The sequence below is a fragment of the Pseudomonas quebecensis genome, from assembly GCF_026410085.1.
Classification (GTDB): Bacteria; Pseudomonadota; Gammaproteobacteria; order Pseudomonadales; family Pseudomonadaceae; genus Aquipseudomonas; species Aquipseudomonas quebecensis.
The window spans coordinates 3,092,791-3,112,065 of the sequence record NZ_CP112866.1; the positions used below are offsets into that span (position 1 = coordinate 3,092,791).

Below are 19,275 nucleotides of genomic sequence, written 5' to 3' on the forward strand. Positions count from 1 at the left end.
GGTCTTCTCTCAGTTCGTCACGCGGCGCGGCAAGGCCAGCTGCAGCAGGTTGGATTCAGTGGCGTGTTCACGCAGTTGTTCGCCGCGCAGGGCGCCTTCGCACAGCACCAGGATGCGGTCGGAAATGCCCATGACTTCCATCAGGTCGCTGGACACCACAATCACCGCAATGCCCTGCGCCGCGAGGTTATGGATGATCTGGTAGATCTCGGCCTTGGCGCCGATATCGATGCCCCGCGTCGGCTCGTCGAGCAGCAGCACTTTCATCGGCATCGACAGCCAGCGGCCCAAAATGGCCTTCTGCTGGTTGCCGCCGGAGAGGTACAGGATCTTTTGCGCGGCGTTCGGGGTTTTGACTTTCATCGCCTGGATCTGCTGCGCGGCGTTGCCCTTCTCCCAGCCCTCGCGCAGCAGCCAGCCGAAGCGCGAGTGGGCGCCACGGGCACTGATGTTGATGTTCTCGGCCACGCTGGACAGCGGGATGATGCCTTCCTTCTTGCGGTCTTCGGGGCACAGCAGCACCCCGGCGGCGATGGCGTCGCGCGGCGAACGCAGTTGCAATGGCTCACCACAGAGCTCAAGGCTGCCGGCGCGGGCACGCTCCAGGCCGCTGAGCAGACGGAACAGCTCGGTACGCCCTGCCCCGACCAGGCCGAACAAGCCGAGTATTTCGCCTTTGCGCACCTGGAAACTCACCGGCTCGCGCAAGCCTGGCCCAAGCAGACCGTCGACCTTGAGCGCCACCTCGCCCTGCTCGCGCGGGCGGTAGTCGTAGATGTCCTGAATGTCGCGACCGACCATGCAGGTCACCAACTGGTCGTGGGTCAGCGCGCTCATGTCCTCGAACGTGCGCACGTAGCGGCCGTCCTTGAACACCGTGACCGCGTCGCAGATGCGGAACACTTCTTCCATGCGATGCGACACGTAGAGCACCACTTTGCCCTCGTCGCGCAGGCGCGTGATGATCGCCATCAAGCGGTCGATCTCCCGCGCCGACAGGCTGCTGGTCGGCTCGTCGAAGGCGATCACATGGGCACCACGGGACAGTGCCTTGGCGATTTCCACCAATTGGCGCTGGCCCAGGGACAAGCGCCCCAGCTTCTGGTCCGGGTCGATCTCATCGGCCAGGCCCTTGAGGCACGCCAGGGCCTGCTTGCGCAGCAGGCCACGGTTGACCACGCCCCAGCGCGTGGGCAAATGGCCGAGGAACAGATTCTCGGCCACGCTCATTTCCGGCACCAGATGCAGCTCCTGGTGAATCACCGCCACGCCGCTGGCGATGCTGTCGGCGGCGCATTTGAAGGCCATGGTCTGCGCGCCGATCTGCACCGTGCCGCTGCTCGGGATATAGGCTCCGCCGAGGATCTTCAGCAGCGTCGACTTGCCCGCGCCGTTTTCGCCCATCAAGGCGTGTACCTGCCCCGGGTGGGCGGTGAAGCAGATACCGTCCAGCGCCTTGACGCCGGGGAAGGTTTTGCCGATGCCGTCGAAGCGCAGACTGGCCCCGGCCGTATGTTGTTGATTGACTTGCGCGTGCATAACCACCTCATCACACCGATCAGGCGGCACCGTTACCGGCACCGCCGAGGAAAGCGAGCTGCCTTATTTCCACAGGCCGATCTTTTCCAGTTCCTGCTTGAAGTTCTCACGGGTGATCAGCGTCACTTCGTCCATGGCCGTGTATTTAGGCGGTTCGGTGCCTTTGGTTACCCACTCGTACATCATCTCTGCGGTTTTGTAGCCTTCGATATGCGGGCTTGGCAGCATCGAGCCGAAGAAACCGCTGTCGGGTTTTTTCAGCTCGCCGATGGCGTCGGTGCCGTTGATGCCGATACCGATCACATTAGCCGCCTTGAAACCGGCCGCTTCGGTGGCGCGTACGCCGCCGAGCACGGTGTTGTCGTTCATACCGCCGATGATCAGGTTTTTCACGCCGCTTGGAAGTTTGACCAGGGCCGAGTTGGTGGCGTCCATGCTGCCCGGTACATCCAGGGTTTTCAGCGCAGCGGTAAGGATGTGGTCTGCAGGGAAACCGGCTTTTTTCAGCGAATCAATCGAACCGTCGGTGCGTTTTTTACCGGTATCGAGTTCATTGAAGGTGTTGACCACCGCGTAGGTATCCTTCCAGTCCCAACCGCGCTTCTTCGCTTCGGCGGCCATGGCGGCGCCCTGCTTCTGGCCCACTTCGAAGGCCGCCATACCCAGGTACGGCACGTCTTCCATAAACTTGCCCTTGGCGTCGACGAAACGGTCGTCCACCGCCATGACCTTCATGTCGTTGAGCTTAGCCTTGGCCACAATCGCCGGGCCCAGAGACACATCCGGCGGGCAGATCACAAAGCCCTTGGCGCCGTTGGCGGCCAGGCTGTCGATGGCCGAGAGGGTTTTCTCGCCGTCGGGCACGGCGATCTTGATCAATTCAAAACCCTTGTCCTTGGCGGCTTTTTCAGCGAAAGCCCACTCGGTCTGGAACCACGGCTCTTCAGCCTGCTTGACCAGAAAGCCGATTTTGACTGCATCAGCGGCCAGCACCAGCCCGCTCAAGCTCATGGCCGATACCGCTACAGCGGCGCAGCACAGGGAACGGATACCACGACGACGATTCATACGGGTGACTCCTTGTTATTGTTTTTAGGGCTTGGGTTAACCGGCAAAGCGATGGCAAGGTTTGCCAGGTACATCGACATCGATAGCCAGCACGGCACCGTCCAAGGGGTGATCCAAAGGGCTGGCCGCGCTGGTGATAAACAAGGTGGTGAGCCTGGGCCCGCCGAACACGCAACTGGTGGGGCGGCTGACCGGCAGCTCGATGACTCGATCCACCTCGCCCGTGGGCGTCAGGCGCAGCAGGCAACTGCCGTCCCAACGGGCGTTCCAGATATAGCCATCGGCGTCCATGGCCGAGCCGTCCGGCCCGCCACGCGGATGCGGACCAAACCACACCGTGGGCGATGCCAGACCGCCGTCGGCCTGGATACCGTGCTGATAAAGCGTGCCGTCGAGGCTGTCGCCGAAGTGCACCTGGCTGCCGTCGTCGCTCCACAGCAACGTATTGGGAATCCCCAACCCTTGCAGCAACGGCGTGACCGTGGCGTCGGCGTCCACGCGAAACAGGCCGCCGGAACGCCGCGTGATCGGCAGGTCCTCGCCGTGCTCGCCGATGTTGTTCTGCATGGTGCCCAACCACAGCCGGCCCTGGGCATCGCAACGCGCTTCATTGCCACGGTTGCCAGGGTGCGGATCGGCCTGGCACAGCAGGGTCAGCGCGTCGGTGGCCAGGTCCAGACGGTAGACGCCACTGCTCAACGTCACCAGCGCATCGCCGCGTTCACAGGGGATAAACGCCGAGACATGCTCGGGCATCCGCCATATACGCAACTCCCCGTCCTTAAGGCGCAGCGCCTGCTTGCCGGCGATATCCACCCAATACAACGCCTGGGTCGGGCCGTCCCAGAACGGGCCCTCCCCCAACTGCGCACGGTGTGCGGTCACTGCGCTCAACGACATGAAACCTCCTGGACGCCGGTTATGTGGTTACAGCGGATCGCGCGACGGCGTGCCATCCACCAGACGCTGGATACGCAACGGGTTGGCATTTTTCAGCGCGTCGGGCAGCAGGCTGTCCGGGTAGTTCTGGAAGCACACCGGACGCAGGAAGCGGTCGATGGCCAGGGTGCCGACCGAGGTGCCACGGGCATCGGACGTCGCCGGGTACGGACCGCCATGCACCATCGAATCGCAGACTTCCACGCCGGTCGGGTAGCCGTTGAGCAGGATGCGCCCGACCTTCTGCTCCAGCAGCGGCGTGAGTTCGGCGAACTGCTGCAAGTCGCCCGGCTCGCCGATAAGGGTTGCCGTGAGCTGCCCATGCAGGCCGTGCAAGGCCGCGCTGAGCTGGGCCTGGTCGGCCACTTCGACAAATACCGTGGTGGGCCCGAAGACTTCTTCCTGCAGTGCCTCATCGCCATTGATCAGCAAGCTGGCGTCGGCTTTGAACAGCTGGGGTTGCGCCTGATTGCCGGATTGGGCATTGCCCGCCAGGTGCTGGATACCGGGGTGCGCCAGGAGTTTTTCCAGGCCCTTGCCATAGCTGCTCAAGGTGCCGGCGTTGAGCATGGTTTGCGCCGGTTGCTCGCCGATCAATTGCGCCACTTGCCGGGTGAATGCGCTGAATTCGGGCGAGGCGATACCGATCACCAGGCCCGGATTGGTGCAGAACTGGCCGCAGCCCTGCACCACCGAGGCGGTCAGGTCGCGCGCCACGGTGTCTGCCCGTGCCTGTAGGGCCTGGGGCAGCACGATCACCGGGTTGATGCTCGACATCTCGGCAAACACCGGGATCGGCTGCGGACGCGCCGCCGCCATGTCGCACAGGGCACGGCCGCCTTTGAGCGAGCCGGTAAAGCCCACCGCCTGGATCGCCGGGTGCTTGACCAGCGCCTCACCGACGCCGCCGCCGAAGATCATATTGAACACGCCGGCGGGCATCCCGGTGGCCTCGGCCGCACGGATGATCGCATCGGCCACGCATTCGGCCGTCGCCATGTGCCCGCTGTGGGCCTTGAACACCACCGGGCACCCGGCCGCCAGCGCGGCTGCGGTGTCGCCGCCGGCGGTGGAGAACGCCAGCGGGAAGTTGCTCGCACCGAACACCGCCACCGGGCCGAGGCCGATGCGGTATTGACGCAGGTCCGGACGCGGCAGCGGCTGGCGGTCCGGCAAGGCTTTGTCGATGCGCGCACCGTAGAAATCACCGCGACGCAGCACCGTGGCGAACAGGCGCATCTGGCCGCTGGTGCGGCCGCGTTCGCCTTTGATGCGGGCGGCCGGCAGCGCGGTTTCGCGGCACACCAGCTCGACAAAGTTATCACTCAGGGCATCCAGCTCGTCGGCAATCGCGTCGAGGAACTGCGCACGGCGCGCGGCGCTCAGGGCGCGGTACGCCGGGTAGGCAGTGGCGGCGGCCTGGGCGGCGGCGTCGACTTCTTCCGGGGTGGCCTGGAAGAAGTCCTGGGGCAAGGTTTCACCGCTGGCGGCGTCGACGCTGTGCAGCTTGATGCTGCCCTTGGCGCTGCGCTGGCCGCCGATGTAGTTGTGGCCGAGAAACTGACTCATGAGGAGCTCCTTAAAGAGTGATGACGTGACCGGGTTCGAACACCGCATCGGCCTGGCCGACGCTGTTGATCAGCGGCGCGCCGAATTCGGCCTGGCTGATCTCGAACACATCCCCCGGTTGGGTACGTATACCGTCGGCGAATGACAGCGTGGCGGTGCCGAAGAAATGAATGTGCACATCGCCCGGCGTGAGGAACTGACTGTACTTGAAATGGTGATACTCAAGGTTTTCCAGGCTGTGGCACATGTTGGCCTCGCCACTGAGAAATTCGTTTTCCCAGATCACCTGGCCGTCGCGCAGCAGGCGGCTGGTGCCGGCCAGGTGCTGGGGCAACTCACCCACGCGCAGTTCCGGGCCGTAGCTGCAACTGCGCAGTTTGGAGTGGGCCAGGTACAGGTAATTCTTGCGTTCCATGACATGGTCGGAGAACTCATTGCCCACCGCGAAACCCAGGCGATAGGGTTTGCGGTCGGGACCGATGACATACAGGCCGCCGATCTCCGGCTCTTCGCCGGCATCTTCGGCAAACGGTGGCACCGGGAACGCCTGGCCAGGGCGCACCACGATGCTGCCGTCGCCTTTGTAGAACCATTCCGGTTGCACGCCCGCCTGGCCCGCTGCGGGCTTGCCGCCCTCCACGCCCCATTTGAAGATGCGCATGGTGTCGGTCAACGTGGCTTCGTCGCCGGCCTGCTGGTGCATCTTGTCGCGGGCGGCGGCGCTGCCCAGGTGGGTCAGGCCGGTGCCACTGATCAGCATGTGGGCCGGGTCCGGGTGGTCCAGGGGCGGCAGGATCTTCTGTTCAGCAAGCAACGCGGCGTAGTCATGGCTGTCGCCCAGGCCCAGGCTGTCGACCTGCCGCTGCAACGAGGTGCCGGCCTGGATGGCGGCCAGGGCCAGTTCGCGCACGCTATGGGCGCCCTGCACTTCACGCAACCGGGTGCCATCGACAACGCCGACCCGGCGCTCGCCGTTATTGAGTTCGAACTGCACTAGACGCATCAGGTTTCTCCTTGAATTAAGTACGGGTGGCGCCACGGGCGCTGGCGGCGAACTGGTCGGCCGGCAGCACATGTTTGCGCTCCAGCACGCGGTAGACCACGCCGGTCAACACCAGGCCAAACAGCATCACGCCGCACAGGAAGTACAGGCCCGAGGCCAGGTTGCCGGTGTATTCCTTGAGCGCGCCGATCACGAACGGACCGATATAACCGCCCAGGTTGCCCACCGAGTTGATCAATGCAATGCCCGCCGCCGCACTGGCGCCGGCGAAGAAACGCCCCGGCAAGGTCCAGAACACCGCGGTGCAGGAAAACATTGCGAACGCCGCCAGGCACAACGCGGCCATCTGCAGCACCGGCGCGCCGAGCCAGGCGCTGAAGAACAGGCCGGTGGCGCCCAGCACATAGAGCACGGCAAGGTGGCCGTAGCGGTCGTTCAAACGGTCGGAACTGCGCGGAATGATCAGCAGGCCGATGATCCCGAAGATATACGGCACGGCAGAGATAAAGCCGGTGACCAGGTCAGTGCCGCCGAACTGTTTGATCAGGGTCGGCAGCCATAGGCCCAGGCCGTAGATGCTCAGAGTCACTGGCAGGTAGAACAGCGCCAGCAGCAACACACGTTTGTCCTTGAGTGCATGCAACGGGTTGCCGTGACGGGTCTGGCCGTAGGTTTGCAGGTCTTTGGCCAGCTCGCCGGTCAGCCAGGTTTTTTCGTCCTCGCTCATCCAGTTGACCTGTTTGGGGCCGTCCGGCAGGAAGCGCAGCACCGGCCAGGTGAGCAGCAGCGCCGGGGTGCCGATCACGATGAACAGCCACTGCCAACCGTGCAGGCCGAGGATGCCGTCCATGCCCAGCAGGCCGCCGGACACCGGGCCGGTGATCATCATGGCAATGGGTTGGGAAAGGATGAACAGACCGAGGATCTTGCCGCGATGGCGCACCGGGAACCATTGGGTGATGTAGTACAGCACGCCGGGGAAGAACCCGGCTTCCGCCGCGCCGAGCAGGAACCGCATCACATAGAAGCTGTGCGGCCCCTGCACAAAGGCCATGCCGATGGTGATGGTGCCCCAGGTGATCATGATGCGCGCGAACCAGCGCCGCGCGCCGAAGCGGTCGAGCATCAGGTTGCTGGGAATCTCGAACAGGAAGTAGCCGATAAAGAACAGGCCCGCGCCTAGGCCATAGGCGGCGTCACCGATGCCGACGTCGGCGCCCATGTGCAGCTTGGCGAAACCCACGGCGGAACGGTCCACGTAGGCGATCAGGTACAGCAGGATCAGGAAGGGAATCAGTTTCAGCGTGATGCGCCGAACAAGCCGCAGTTCCTGGCTCATGGGGTCGATCTCCGATTGTTGTTTTTATAGAAGCTCGGGGGACGCCTCTCGCGAAAATTCGCCAGGGTCATACCTCAGGTGAGATCGACTATATAGTAGTACTATTTACGAAACAACACTTCCAAATGGAAGATTTTGCGCTTATGTTTAGCCGCAGAGAGAACATATAGTCATACAATAAGAGAAACCATCATGTCTGATAAAAAGCCCGGCCTACGCTCCGCCCAGTGGTTCGGTACCGCTGACAAGAACGGCTTCATGTACCGCAGCTGGATGAAGAACCAGGGCATTGCCGACCACCAGTTCCATGGCAAGCCGATCATCGGCATCTGCAACACCTGGTCGGAGCTGACCCCGTGCAACGCGCATTTCCGCCAGATCGCCGAGCACGTCAAGCGCGGTGTGATCGAGGCTGGCGGTTTCCCGGTGGAATTCCCGGTGTTCTCCAACGGCGAATCGAACCTGCGCCCTACCGCCATGCTCACCCGTAACCTGGCGAGCATGGATGTGGAGGAAGCCATTCGCGGCAACCCGATCGACGGCGTGGTGCTGCTGACCGGCTGCGACAAAACCACCCCGGCCCTGCTGATGGGCGCCGCCAGTTGCGACGTGCCGGCAATCGTGGTCACCGGCGGGCCAATGCTTAACGGTAAGCACAAGGGCCAGGACATCGGTTCGGGCACGGTGGTGTGGCAACTGAGCGAGCAGGTCAAGGCCGGCACCATCACCCTGGACGATTTCCTCGCGGCCGAGGGCGGCATGTCCCGTTCGGCGGGCACCTGCAACACCATGGGCACCGCGTCGACCATGGCCTGCATGGCTGAGGCCCTCGGCACGTCCCTGCCGCACAACGCGGCGATCCCGGCGGTGGACGCGCGTCGTTACGTGCTGGCGCATATGTCGGGCATGCGCGCGGTGGAGATGGTGCGCGAGGACTTGAAGCTGTCGAAGATCCTCACCAAAGAGGCATTTGAAAACGCGATACGCGTCAACGCCGCCATCGGTGGGTCGACCAACGCCGTGATTCACCTTAAAGCCATCGCCGGGCGTATCGGCGTGGAATTGGACCTGGACGACTGGACCCGCATCGGTCGCGGCATGCCGACCATCGTCGACCTGCAACCGTCGGGGCGCTTTCTGATGGAAGAGTTCTACTATGCCGGCGGCCTGCCTGCAGTGCTGCGTCGCCTGGGTGAAGCCAACCTGATCCCGCACCCGAACGCGCTGACCGTCAACGGCAAGACCCTGGGGGAAAACACTCAGGATTCGCCGATCTACGGCCAGGACGAAGTGATCCGCACCCTGGACAACCCGATCCGCGCCGACGGCGGCATCTGCGTGCTGCGCGGCAACCTGGCGCCACTCGGTGCGGTGCTCAAGCCATCGGCGGCCAGCGCCGAACTGATGCAGCATCGCGGCCGTGCGGTGGTGTTCGAGAACTTCGACATGTACAAGGCGCGCATCAATGATCCGGAGCTGGATGTGGACGCCAACTCGATCCTGGTCATGAAAAACTGCGGGCCCAAGGGTTACCCAGGAATGGCCGAAGTCGGCAACATGGGCCTGCCGGCCAAGCTGCTGGCCCAAGGCGTGACCGATATGGTGCGGATTTCCGATGCGCGCATGAGCGGCACGGCCTACGGCACGGTGGTGCTGCATGTGGCACCGGAAGCCGCCGCCGGCGGGCCGCTGGCCACGGTGCAGGAAGGTGACTGGATCGAGCTGGACTGTGCCAACGGCCGCTTGCACCTGGACATTACCGACGCCGAGCTGGCGGCGCGCATGGCCGACCTCAAACCACCGCAGAACTTGATCGTCGGCGGTTATCGCCAGCTGTACATCGACCATGTGCTGCAGGCCGACCAGGGCTGTGACTTCGACTTCCTGGTGGGGTGCCGTGGGGCGGAAGTCCCACGGCATTCCCACTAATTGGGATGCTATGATGCCGCGAATTTAAGCCAGAGCATCCCTGTCGTTATGGATCAACAGCCGTCCAAACCGCGCAAGAGCATGCATGCCCAGATCGTCCAGGACTTGGGCATGCACATCGTTTCCGGTCGCTTCAAGCCAGAAGAACGCCTGCCGATGGAGGCCACGCTCTGCGAGGAGTACAAGGTCAGCCGTTCGGTATTGCGCGAGGCGACCCGCGTGCTCAGCGCCAAGGGCCTGGTGTATTCCAAGCCACGGGTGGGCGCGGTGGTGCGGCCACGGCTCAAATGGCACCTGCTCGACCCGGACGTGCTGTCCTGGTTGATGCAGTCCACGCCCCATAGCGAGTTTTTCAACACCCTAGCCGGTGTGCGGCGCATCCTCGAACCGGAAATCGCCGCCATGGCCGCGACCACCGCCACCGATGAAGACATCGCTATCATCGAAAAGGCTTACTGCGGCATGGAAACCGCCAAGACTCACGAACAGCTGCTGCAGGCCGACCTGGACTTCCACCGTGCCATCGCCGACGCCACGCGCAACGACCTGCTGGCGTATATGTGCAACATGCTATCGCTGCCGTTGCGCGAATCGATCAACATCACCAACCGCCGCCCGGACATCCAGGGCCTGAGCCTGCCTCGGCATAAAGCCATCCTCACCGCGATCCAGAACCGCGACGCGCTGGGCGCGCGGCATGCGTCGCTGGTGCAGCTGGATGACACGCGGGTGGCGCTGGATACGGTGATGAACGTGCTCACCCCGCTCTAAAACCGAGTGAAAGAAAAGGTGGAAGGGCGCAAGCCCCTCCTACCTATCTATAAGCCGTAGGCCTGAATACCCACATCGTACAGGTGACTTTCCTTGGCCCAGAACACCCGGTCGCCGGCGCCGTCGAAGCCGATCACGCCTCGGTAGCCGTCCACGGCCAGACGTTTCCAGGACTGGCCCCAGTCCTTGGAATAAAATACCGCTCCCGCCGAGATGTTGGCGTCGCCCCACCAGTACAGCCAGCGCGGTGGGCGGTGTTCGCTGTAGGTGTTGATCATCAAACTGTTACGTCCCACCCATAACTGCTGGGCCTGGGTGCTGGAGGCCAGTGGCGAGAACACGCTGGGCACCTCGCCCAGGGGTTGCCAGGCCAGGGTGGTGGTGTTCATTTCAGCGACGACGGCGTGGCCATGGGGGCCCTGGTCGATCAGGCCCAGTACACGGCCGTCGCCGTTGTTCGCCAGGTCGTTGATGTACAGACCTTCTTCACGCTGCACCGCCCCCACCTGCCACGCTCCGGCCGCGCGCGACAGCTCGACGCGGGTGGTGACGCTGAACGCCAGGTTGTCGCCCTTGCCGTCGGGGTTGCTGGCCCAGAAGCGCTGGGACACCCAGATATAAGCGCGCCTGGCATCCAGTTGCAGCACATGGGTCACCTGATCGTTGGAATCGTGCCACTCCTTGATCTGCGGGTGCTGGCTGCTCACGAATTCGGGCCCCACCACCAGAGAGTGTGGCGTGGCGATCGGCGTGCTGTGCTGGCCGCCATCCAGTGAGTACGACACCCCTGTCTGCACGCTACGGCCTTCCTCCTCGATTTCGTCGGGGTTGCGCCAGGCCCAGACCTCGTTCTGGCTGTAAAAGTACGGCGCGAGTTGGGTCAGCACCCCGCCCAGCTCGGGGAAGAATCCTTCGGCCAACCAGGTCCAGGTCTTCCCCTGGTCATCGCTGCGAAACACCACCTCCTGGCCCTCGGCTTCCTTGGGTCGCTTGAGGTCGGTGAGCAGGAACACGCGCTCGCCATCGGCGCTGGACACCAGGCATGCGGTGCCACTGACCTGCGCCACGGGCTTGAACGCGCCGTCGGCATCCAGCCGCGACACAAAGGTGGTCTCGGGTTTATCGCGCGGGAAGAAGCCGGAATAGCCACCCTCCTCTTCCTGCGCCTTCGGCGTCTTGCCGTAAAGCTGCTCGTTCAGGTTGACCTGCCCGGGGGACGGCGTAAACGTGTGATATTCGTCCTCGACCCGACCCAGCAGCCAGGTACCTTGCCTGGTCACGACAACACCTGTGCAGGACTCGCTGACGTGACGCGGGCTGAGCCCCGGCAGCACGCCTATCTGCTGCTGATCCGGGCTGGCACCGCCGATACCCAGCTTGGCGCTGGTGATGATCCAGATGTACCACAGCGCCGCGCCGATCAGCAGCGCGACGACCAGGCGAGCGATAAGGGTTGAACGAGGCATGGGATGTCCATCTGCGGGGAAATGGGCAAGCTTTTCTCATCTATCGATGGGCGCGTAAACGCTTATTTGCGGGGACGCGCGGTTTTCCGTCGCGGCTGTGACGTGGCTTGCAATCGCAGCGAGGCCATTGCAAGCCGATAAGGCGCGTTACAGGGTGTAGGCGATGCCCACCTGCACCGTACGCGGCGCGCCTGGGTAGGCGTAGATATTGCCGAACGCGCCCTCTTCGTACTCACGGTTGAACAGGTTCTTAACGTCCAGGTTCAGGCGCATTTTGTCGTTGACCTTGTAATAGCCGAGCAGGTCGATGACGGTGTAGGCGCCCATGGAAAACGCGGTGTTGGCGGTCTGGCCGGCGCGTTCATCGACGTATTTGCCGCCGGCGCCGAGGCCCAGGCCCTTGAGTGCGCCGTCCTGGAATTCGTAGACGTTGAGCAGGCTGAAGCTGTTGCGCGGGATGTTCAGCAAGCGCGTACCACTGCGCAGGGTATTGTCCCGGGTGACCTCGGCATCCACGTAGGCATAGCCGCCGATCACGCGCCATTCGGGGGTAATGTTGCCGGCAACGTTGAGGTCGAAACCGCGACTGCGGACCTGGCCGGCGGCGACGCTGAAGGTGGAGTCCACCGGGTCGGTGGTCAGCACGTTCTTTTTGTCGATCTGGTAGATCGCCGCGTCGACGCTGAGTTGGCGGTCCAAGGCTTCCCACTTGATGCCCATTTCATAGGATTTGCCCTTCTCCGGCGCAAAACCTCCCCCTTCACGGCTGGCGCCAGTGTTGGGCTTGAACGAACGCGCAGCGTCGGCGTAGACGGCGACGGTGTCGGTCAGGTCGTAGATCACGCCCAGCCGTGGAGTCACGGCGTTGTCCGCGGCCTGCCAGGGTTTCACACCCGCCACATAACTTTCGTAGTTATGCTCGAACCGCTCGAAACGCGCACCGGCCAGGACTTTCAAGCGTTCGGTCAGCGCCACCTGGTCCTGCACGAAAGCCGCGTAGGTCTTGAGATTTTCTTTATCGTGGGTCGGCGTGCGTGTCAGCGGTGGACGCGCCTGGCCGTAGACCGGATTGAAGATATCGATGGGGTAGGTGCCGGCGGCGGCGCTGGAGCGCTGGATGATCGACTGATAGTCGTAGTCCTCGTACTCGACGCCGGTCAGCAAGGTGTGATCGAGGCCGCCGGTGGAGAAGTGCCCGGTCAGATTGAGTTGGTAGTCCTTGTCGGTCCATTCCAGCTTGCGGTAGTTGAAGTTGCGTTGCAGCGTGCGGCCGTCGGCGCCCAGGCTGCCTGGGCCGTTGGCCTCGATGGCATTCCCCTGCAACGTCCCATCCAGCCACTGGAACCCGCCGCCCAACGTCCAGCTGTCGTTGAGCATATGCTCGAAACGCAGCTGGGCCATGTTGTTATCGTTGTGCAGCTTGCCTACGTCCTTGTCGCCCCAGAAGGTATCGCGCGACGGCGTGCCGGCCTGGTTGGCGAAACGCGTCAGGCCACGGTCCAGCGGATGGTTATTGCGCATGAAATCGCCTTCGAAGATCACCTTGGTGTCATCGCTGGCCTGCCAGGTGATGACCGGCGTCACGCCGTAGCGCTCGGTCGACACATGGTCGCGGAAGGTGTCGCCGCCCTCACCCACGACGTTCAGGCGATAGGCCAGGCGCCCCGCGTCGTCCAGCGGACCGGAGGCGTCAAGGGTGCCGCGCTGCATGCCCTGGTCGTTCAACTGGCTGCCGAGGGTCACCGTCGGTTCGGCCAGCGGCTGCTTGGACACCACATTGAAAGTGCCGCCCGGATCGCCACGACCGTAGAGCATGGTGGCCGGGCCGCGCAGCACTTCCAGACGTTCGATGGTGTTGGCGTCCGGCATGTTCGGGTAACCACGGTTGATCGGAAAGCCGTTGCGGTAGAACTCGCCGGTAGTAAAGCCGCGCACGGTAAACGTGGTGAGGCCCTGCCCGCCGAAGTTGTTGGCACGGCCCACGCCGCCAGCGTAGTCGAGGGCATCCTGCAGACGGGTCGCGCCGAGGTCTTCGACCACGTCCTTGGACACCACGCTGATGGATTGCGGGGTTTCGTGGATAGAGGTGTCGGTGCGCGTCGCACTCGCCGAACGCGTGGCATGGTAGCCCTTGACGGGACCTTGCGCCGTCTCGTAATCGCCATCGCCAGTGACAGTGGTCGCTTGCAATTCAAGGCTCGCGGGCGCTGTGGAAACCTCCTCTGCCCAGCCAAGAGGGGAAAACGCCTGAAGGACACACAGGGAAATCAGCGTACGACGCATGGTTGTTGACCTAGTGAATGAGCCAGATGGGACGGCAAACCTGCCAAGAATTCGCCGCGAATGGTATATCAAGTCATTCGTGTTTGATATCTATTCTCATTCGTTATCTTTTATGTATCCCGTGTGTATCCACCTCAAACGCCAGCCGTAAAAAAGCCACTCGATTGAGTGGCTTTCATTACCTCGGCATGGGCTCAGCGATAGCGCTCAAGCCAGTGCGCGTATGGGGCCGGCAAGGTCCAGGCGGACTTCTCCACACCCAGCTCCTTGGCGGCGAAATACGCCCAGTGCGGATCGGCCAGGTGCGCGCGCCCCACCGACACCAGGTCCAGCTGACCGGCCTGCAACGCGCCCTCAGCCAATTGCGGGGTGCCAAAGCCCCAGGCCGAGGTCACCGGAATACCGGCCTCACGGCGTACGCGTTCGGCAATCGGGCCCATAAAGGCCGGGCCCCACGGAATGTTAGTGTCAGGAATGGTGAAACCGACGCTGACGCTCAGCAAGTCCAGGCCGCCAGCTTTGAAGCGGCGCGCCAGTTCGATGGATTCGGTGAGCGTCTGTTCGTCACGGCCGTCGTACTCGATCACGCCGAAACGCGCGGTCAGCGGCAGGTTTTCCGGCCAGACCTCACGCACGGCGGCCAGGGTTTCCAAAAGGAAACGGCTGCGATTGTCGAAGCTGCCGCCGTAGGCATCGGTGCGCTGGTTGGAGTGTTCAGAGAAGAAACTCTGGCCCAGGTAGCCGTGGGCGAAGTGCAGTTCGATCCATTCGAAACCGGCGTCGCGGGCCCGGCGGGCGGCATCGACGAAATCCTGTTGTACGCGGGCGATGTCTTCCAGGGTCATGGCGCGCGGTACGTTGGGCAGGTTGGCACCGAACGCAATCGCAGACGGCGCGATGGTTTCCCAACTGCGGGCATCGGAGGCAGGGATATGGTCATCGCCTTCCCACGGGCGATTGGCGCTGGCCTTACGCCCGGCATGGGCGATCTGGATACCCGGCACCGAACCCGCCGCCTTGATAGCCTGCACCATCGGCACAAAAGCTTCGGCGTGGGCATCGCTCCAGATACCGGCGCAGCCTGGGGTGATACGGCCTTCCGGGGCAACGGCGGTGGCTTCCACCACCAGCAGACCGGCACCTCCACGCGCCATGCCGGCCAGGTGGACGTGGTGCCAATCGTTGACCACGCCGTCTTCGGCCATGTATTGGCACATCGGCGGGATGGCGATGCGATTGCGCAGGGTGACGTCTTTGAGGGTGAAGGGTTCGAACAAAGCGGACATCGTGAACTCCAGAAGCAGGTGACTGATTCGATAGTTCGATGGTAATCGAACAATAGTATTGAGCGATACCCCCCTGTTATCATTCATTTCATGCGAGCCTTCAAACACCCTACCCTGCAAGACCTCACACTCGAACGCGTGCTCTACGCCCTGAGTGATCCGGTGCGCCTGGAGATCGTCCGGTGCCTGGCCGCCGTGCCGGAAGCCACCTGCGGCGAATTGGATGGCGGACGGCCCAAGTCGAGCATGTCCCACCACTTCCGCGTACTGCGCGACGCCGGCCTGGTGCACAGCCGCAGCGTAGGCACCACCCACATGAATTCGTTGCGCAGCGATGAACTTGAAAGCCGCTTTCCGGGATTGCTCGCGTCCATTCTTGCCCAGCAATAAGTCTATTCACTCCAGCAGTGACACCAAGCGAGCATCGATAGTGCCCTCGCCCATCTCCAGCAGCGCCAGCGTCACCGGCAACTTGAAACGTCGGCGCCCCGCGCTGCCGGGGTTTACATACAGAATGTCACCGCGCCACTCGATCAACGGCTTATGCGAATGCCCGGTAATGACCAGGCGCGTGTGAGGAGTGAGCAACGCCGGGACATCGGCGATGTCATGCACCAGCAACGCCTGGCAGCCGTTGAGCGTAACGTGCAGATGGTCCGGCACCTGGCGTGCCCACGTCGCATCCTGATCATTGTTGCCGCGCACCACGTGCAGCGGCGCGATGCCGGTCAGTTGCTCGATAATGTCGGCACTGCCAATGTCGCCCGCATGGACGATCTGCTCGCAACCTTGCAGGGCCGCCACGGCTTCGGGCCGAAGAAGGCCGTGGGTATCGGAAATCACGCCGATCTTCATAGGGTTCACTCTCTAGGGTTTGATTCTGGATGCATAGGTATCTGCACAAGTCTTAAAGGCTGACACATAACTCTGAGGCCGCCATACATTCAGCCAGGCCACGATTCTCAAACCTGCTGCCATCGGTGCCAAAATTGTTCCGCCCGACGGCTTAAACGTTTCAGGTTGCGGCGAACCTAACGGGTTCGTCGGCGTCCGAGCTAAGGCACTGTCGCTTAACGTTCGTCGCGAGGTTGTCATTTGAAAGCCGCCATCATCAAAAAGTACCGCCTGGTCATCAAGACCATGGGCTACGTCGGCTGGTCGTTGTTCTGGCTGTTGCTGTGGGACGTGGCCGTCACGGTGGACTTCATGCTGTTTCTCACCACCAAGATCAACCTGCCGCTGATGCCCCTGACCCTGCTCGGCTCGGCCCTGGTGGTGCTGATCAGTTTTCGCAACAGCAGCGCGTACAACCGCTGGTGGGAGGCCCGTACGCTGTGGGGAGCGATGGTCAACAATTCGCGCAGTTTTGCGCGCCAGGTGCTGACCCTGCTGGACGACCCTGGCAGTGAGGTCAACCCGGTCAAATCCACGCTGTTGCGCCGGCATGTGGCGTATGTGAACTGCCTGGCCGCCCACCTCAGGGGCCAACCATGCCCTGACGAAGTGCGCGCGTTCATCCCCGCCGAGGAGTTTGCGCGCAATGGCGCAACCAATAATTTCGCCAACGACCTCCTCACCGGCTCGGCGGCGTTGCTGGCGCGCGAATACAAGGCCGGCCACCTGGACAGCATTCGCCTGGCACGGCTGGAGTCGACCCTGGTAGACCTGTCCAACGCCCAGGGTGGCATGGAGCGCATCGCCAACACGCCGCTGCCCTACCCGTACGTGTATTTCCCGCGCCTGTTTATCACGCTGTTCTGCCTGATCGTACCGGTGGGCCTGGTGGAATCCCTGGGCTGGTTCACCCCGCTGGCCTCCACGGTGGTGGGCTTTATGCTGCTGGCCATCGAACGCATCGGCACCGACCTGCAAAGCCCGTTCCGCTCCAGCGAACATCAGATCCAGATGGAAGCCATCTGCGAAACCATCGAGAAAAACCTGCAATCGATGCGCCGCGACACCCTGGCCGAGACCGTGATCGGCTGAAACCGCCCCCACGTCCTAAAGTGCGTGCCCTCTCGGTCGATAACGAGGGTACGTACGCAAGGACCCTACCCTTCATAACAACCCCTGCGACGCTCAGCACTACCGTTTGCCTTGCCAAAACTATAAATACCCGCGGGTGAAAGTCATGAATATCAAGCAGAAGCTGACCTGGGCGTTCGCGGCTATCGCGTGCGTGCCGGTCATCCTGGTAGCGGTACTGGTAGTGTTGAACCTGCGCGAGGGGGCCCAGGCTAATTTCCTCGACAGCAGCGGGCGTGAAATCCGCCAGATCGACAACGGCATGAAGCAGTTCTTCGACGGCATCAGCCAGAACGTCGAGTACGTGGCCAAGGACCCGCGCGTGGTCGCGGCCAAGGAGCTCAAGAGCTACGCCAGCGCCGACGCCGCGCAGATCCCGCTCACGCCGACCAATAAAGAGCTGCTGGCGATTTTCGATCAGTTCGCCAAAAGCCACCCCACCACCGCCTACCTGTCTCTCGGCCTGGCCGACGGCGGCTACGCCAGCTGGCCCGACGACGCCAAGCTGACCAACTACGACCCGCGCGTGCGCCCCTGGTACAAAGCGGCGATTGCCGCGCCCGGCACCACCGTGCGCACCGGTGCTTATTACTGGGCACCGGACGACGTGGTGCTGATCGGCACCGTGCACACCGTGGCCGACGCCAGCGGCAATGTGCTGGGCGTGATCGGCCTGGATGTGTCGCTCAAGCAACTGACCGAACTGGTCAAGAACATTAAGCTCGGTGACAGCGGTTACCTGATGCTGGTGGAAGGCAACGGCAACGTGTTGGTCGACCCCAGCGATGCCAAACACAATTTCAAACCCCTCGCCGACCTGGGCCCCAACTACGCCGAACTGGCCAAGCGCGGCGACGGCGTAACCCAGATCGACATCGACGGCGTGGCCTACATGGCCAACGTGGTCAGTTCCAAAGACCTGGGCTGGCGCTTTATCGGCCTGATCAAGCGCGACGAAGTGATGGCCGGCGCCACCCGCCTGACCTGGTTGATCGCCGCCATCGCCGCGGCGCTGGCCGTGGTGTTCGCGATTGTCGGTGCCAGCTTTGCCAGCGTTATCGTGCGGCCGATTCGCGGCGTGGCCGATGGCCTGCAGGAAATCGCCGAAGGCGAAGGTGACCTCACTCGGCAACTCAAGGTTCAGGGCAAAGACGAAACCGCCACCCTGGCCGGCTGGTTCAACCAGTTCCTGGGCATGATCGCGCAACTGGTGCAGCGCATCGGCAGCGCATCCTCCGACCTGCAGAGCGCCGCCGCCGACACCAGCGAAGTGGCCAACAACATGAATCAGGCCGCCGGACGCCAGCGTGAAGCGGTGGAACTGGTGAGCACCGCCTTCAACGAAATGGTGGCCACCGCCAACGAAGTCGCGCGCTCCTGCAGCGCCGCCGCCTCGAGCGCCGACGAAGGCTACCGTGACGTGCACGACGGCCAGCAACATATCGGCGAAGCCACCGGCAGCGTACTGCGGCTCAGCGAAGACTTGCAGAAGTCGACCCAAACCATGCAGCAGTTGGAGCAGGACAGTAAAAACATCAACACCATCCTGGATACCATCCGCTCGATTGCCGAACAAACCAACCTGCTGGCGCTCAACGCCGCCATCGAAGCCGCGCGGGCCGGTGACCAGGGCCGTGGCTTTGCGGTGGTTGCCGATGAAGTGCGCGCCCTCGCCCGCCGCACCGCCGACTCCACCGGCGAGATCGACAGCCTGCTGGGCAACCTCGCCCGCCGCACCCAGGAAGTCACGCAGCAGATGCAGGGCAGCCTGCTGGTGTCCCACACCAGCGTGGAACGCATCCAGCAGGCCCGTGACAGCTTCGACAAGATCCGCGGCTCGGTAGACTCGATCCGCGACCAGAACACCCAGATCGCTACCGCCGCCGAAGAGCAGCATCAGGTCGCCGAGGAGATCAACCGGCACATCGCGCAGATCCATGCCGATGCGCAACTGGTCGAAGGCTTTGCCCACTCGGCGCAGACCGGCTCGGGTCGTCTGACTGATATTTCCGCTCAGCTCAAGGGGTTGGTGGGGCGCTTCAAGTTCTAGCCAAACAA

At 63.0% G+C, this 19,275-nt stretch carries 15 protein-coding genes and 1 pseudogene; 6 read left to right on the forward strand and 10 right to left on the reverse strand.

The genetic code is table 11. The annotated features are described in order from the left end of the window. Positions 1-9 precede the first annotated feature (9 nt). The 6 genes from araG to OSC50_RS14340 all read right to left on the reverse strand — a co-directional run bounded on the left by araG (position 10) and on the right by OSC50_RS14340 (position 7,457). Complete coding sequence (gene araG / locus OSC50_RS14315) at positions 10-1,539, reverse strand: L-arabinose ABC transporter ATP-binding protein AraG (protein WP_266248874.1); 1,530 nt, start codon at positions 1,537-1,539, stop codon at positions 10-12. Between the two features lie 63 nt (positions 1,540-1,602). Beyond that, entirely contained in the window at positions 1,603-2,607 is a 1,005-nt protein-coding gene (locus OSC50_RS14320; protein ID WP_253506674.1) for a substrate-binding domain-containing protein, read from the reverse strand. A gap of 36 nt (positions 2,608-2,643) precedes the next feature. After that, the gene (locus OSC50_RS14325) at positions 2,644-3,507 is read right to left on the reverse strand and encodes an SMP-30/gluconolactonase/LRE family protein (RefSeq protein ID WP_253506671.1); all 864 of its coding nucleotides are present in this window, start codon (positions 3,505-3,507) and stop codon (positions 2,644-2,646) included. 27 nt (positions 3,508-3,534) lie between these two features. Then, positions 3,535-5,115 (reverse strand): aldehyde dehydrogenase (NADP(+)), encoded by a 1,581-nt coding sequence (locus OSC50_RS14330; RefSeq protein WP_253506668.1) that lies wholly within the window; start codon positions 5,113-5,115, stop codon positions 3,535-3,537. Between the two features lie 10 nt (positions 5,116-5,125). Continuing rightward, entirely contained in the window at positions 5,126-6,118 is a 993-nt protein-coding gene (araD1, locus tag OSC50_RS14335) for an AraD1 family protein (protein ID WP_253506665.1), read from the reverse strand. Positions 6,119-6,134: 16 nt separating this feature from the next. Next, the gene (locus tag OSC50_RS14340) at positions 6,135-7,457 is read right to left on the reverse strand and encodes an MFS transporter (protein WP_253506662.1); all 1,323 of its coding nucleotides are present in this window, start codon (positions 7,455-7,457) and stop codon (positions 6,135-6,137) included. A 192-nt stretch (positions 7,458-7,649) separates the two neighbouring features. Here OSC50_RS14340 and OSC50_RS14345 point away from each other — a divergent pair, with 192 nt between their 5' ends. Together OSC50_RS14345 and OSC50_RS14350 are read left to right on the forward strand one after the other, a co-directional pair. Then, complete coding sequence (locus OSC50_RS14345) at positions 7,650-9,386, forward strand: IlvD/Edd family dehydratase (RefSeq protein ID WP_253506659.1); 1,737 nt, start codon at positions 7,650-7,652, stop codon at positions 9,384-9,386. Between the two features lie 48 nt (positions 9,387-9,434). After that, positions 9,435-10,157, forward strand: a complete 723-nt coding sequence (locus OSC50_RS14350) for a FadR/GntR family transcriptional regulator (RefSeq protein ID WP_181080821.1) — start codon at positions 9,435-9,437, stop codon at positions 10,155-10,157. A gap of 47 nt (positions 10,158-10,204) precedes the next feature. Here OSC50_RS14350 and OSC50_RS14355 read toward each other — a convergent pair whose 3' ends face one another. The 3 genes from OSC50_RS14355 to OSC50_RS14365 form a co-directional block, all read right to left on the reverse strand. Continuing rightward, positions 10,205-11,623: a hypothetical protein gene (locus OSC50_RS14355; RefSeq protein ID WP_253506656.1), complete on the reverse strand. Its 1,419-nt coding sequence runs from the start codon at positions 11,621-11,623 to the stop codon at positions 10,205-10,207. A gap of 147 nt (positions 11,624-11,770) precedes the next feature. Next, a complete protein-coding gene (locus OSC50_RS14360) occupies positions 11,771-13,906 on the reverse strand; it encodes a TonB-dependent siderophore receptor (protein ID WP_253506653.1) in 2,136 nt (711 codons plus the stop codon). A 194-nt stretch (positions 13,907-14,100) separates the two neighbouring features. Further along, complete coding sequence (locus OSC50_RS14365) at positions 14,101-15,192, reverse strand: NADH:flavin oxidoreductase/NADH oxidase (RefSeq protein WP_181080818.1); 1,092 nt, start codon at positions 15,190-15,192, stop codon at positions 14,101-14,103. 90 nt (positions 15,193-15,282) lie between these two features. Here OSC50_RS14365 and OSC50_RS14370 point away from each other — a divergent pair, with 90 nt between their 5' ends. Continuing rightward, positions 15,283-15,582, forward strand: a complete 300-nt coding sequence (locus OSC50_RS14370) for an ArsR/SmtB family transcription factor (protein ID WP_181080816.1) — start codon at positions 15,283-15,285, stop codon at positions 15,580-15,582. Positions 15,583-15,588: 6 nt separating this feature from the next. On the opposite strand, the gene OSC50_RS14375 is transcribed toward OSC50_RS14370, so the two are convergent. Then, positions 15,589-16,047 (reverse strand): metallophosphoesterase family protein, encoded by a 459-nt coding sequence (locus OSC50_RS14375; RefSeq protein WP_253506650.1) that lies wholly within the window; start codon positions 16,045-16,047, stop codon positions 15,589-15,591. 240 nt (positions 16,048-16,287) lie between these two features. Between OSC50_RS14375 and OSC50_RS14380 the strand changes: the two genes are divergently transcribed. The 3 genes and pseudogenes from OSC50_RS14380 to OSC50_RS26220 all read left to right on the forward strand — a co-directional run bounded on the left by OSC50_RS14380 (position 16,288) and on the right by OSC50_RS26220 (position 19,267). Then, complete coding sequence (locus OSC50_RS14380) at positions 16,288-17,178, forward strand: bestrophin family protein (RefSeq protein ID WP_181080813.1); 891 nt, start codon at positions 16,288-16,290, stop codon at positions 17,176-17,178. 145 nt (positions 17,179-17,323) lie between these two features. Beyond that, positions 17,324-18,406, forward strand: a pseudogene (locus tag OSC50_RS26215) (HAMP domain-containing protein); the annotation flags it as partial. Between the two features lie 93 nt (positions 18,407-18,499). Then, on the forward strand, positions 18,500-19,267 hold the full coding sequence (locus tag OSC50_RS26220; protein ID WP_371264003.1) for a methyl-accepting chemotaxis protein: 768 nt from the start codon (positions 18,500-18,502) through the stop codon (positions 19,265-19,267). Positions 19,268-19,275: the final 8 nt, after the last annotated feature.

What these genes read in the sequence shown, in the direction of transcription:
- araG (WP_266248874.1), bottom strand. Translation starts at nt 1,539, where the DNA reads ATGCACGCGCAAGTCAATCAACAACATACGGCCGGGGCCAGTCTGCGC.
- OSC50_RS14320 (WP_253506674.1), bottom strand. Translation starts at nt 2,607, where the DNA reads ATGAATCGTCGTCGTGGTATCCGTTCCCTGTGCTGCGCCGCTGTAGCG.
- OSC50_RS14325 (WP_253506671.1), bottom strand. Translation starts at nt 3,507, where the DNA reads ATGTCGTTGAGCGCAGTGACCGCACACCGTGCGCAGTTGGGGGAGGGC.
- OSC50_RS14330 (WP_253506668.1), bottom strand. Translation starts at nt 5,115, where the DNA reads ATGAGTCAGTTTCTCGGCCACAACTACATCGGCGGCCAGCGCAGCGCC.
- araD1 (WP_253506665.1), bottom strand. Translation starts at nt 6,118, where the DNA reads ATGCGTCTAGTGCAGTTCGAACTCAATAACGGCGAGCGCCGGGTCGGC.
- OSC50_RS14340 (WP_253506662.1), bottom strand. Translation starts at nt 7,457, where the DNA reads ATGAGCCAGGAACTGCGGCTTGTTCGGCGCATCACGCTGAAACTGATT.
- OSC50_RS14345 (WP_253506659.1), top strand. Translation starts at nt 7,650, where the DNA reads ATGTCTGATAAAAAGCCCGGCCTACGCTCCGCCCAGTGGTTCGGTACC.
- OSC50_RS14350 (WP_181080821.1), top strand. Translation starts at nt 9,435, where the DNA reads ATGGATCAACAGCCGTCCAAACCGCGCAAGAGCATGCATGCCCAGATC.
- OSC50_RS14355 (WP_253506656.1), bottom strand. Translation starts at nt 11,623, where the DNA reads ATGCCTCGTTCAACCCTTATCGCTCGCCTGGTCGTCGCGCTGCTGATC.
- OSC50_RS14360 (WP_253506653.1), bottom strand. Translation starts at nt 13,906, where the DNA reads ATGCGTCGTACGCTGATTTCCCTGTGTGTCCTTCAGGCGTTTTCCCCT.
- OSC50_RS14365 (WP_181080818.1), bottom strand. Translation starts at nt 15,192, where the DNA reads ATGTCCGCTTTGTTCGAACCCTTCACCCTCAAAGACGTCACCCTGCGC.
- OSC50_RS14370 (WP_181080816.1), top strand. Translation starts at nt 15,283, where the DNA reads ATGCGAGCCTTCAAACACCCTACCCTGCAAGACCTCACACTCGAACGC.
- OSC50_RS14375 (WP_253506650.1), bottom strand. Translation starts at nt 16,047, where the DNA reads ATGAAGATCGGCGTGATTTCCGATACCCACGGCCTTCTTCGGCCCGAA.
- OSC50_RS26220 (WP_371264003.1), top strand. Translation starts at nt 18,500, where the DNA reads ATGAATCAGGCCGCCGGACGCCAGCGTGAAGCGGTGGAACTGGTGAGC.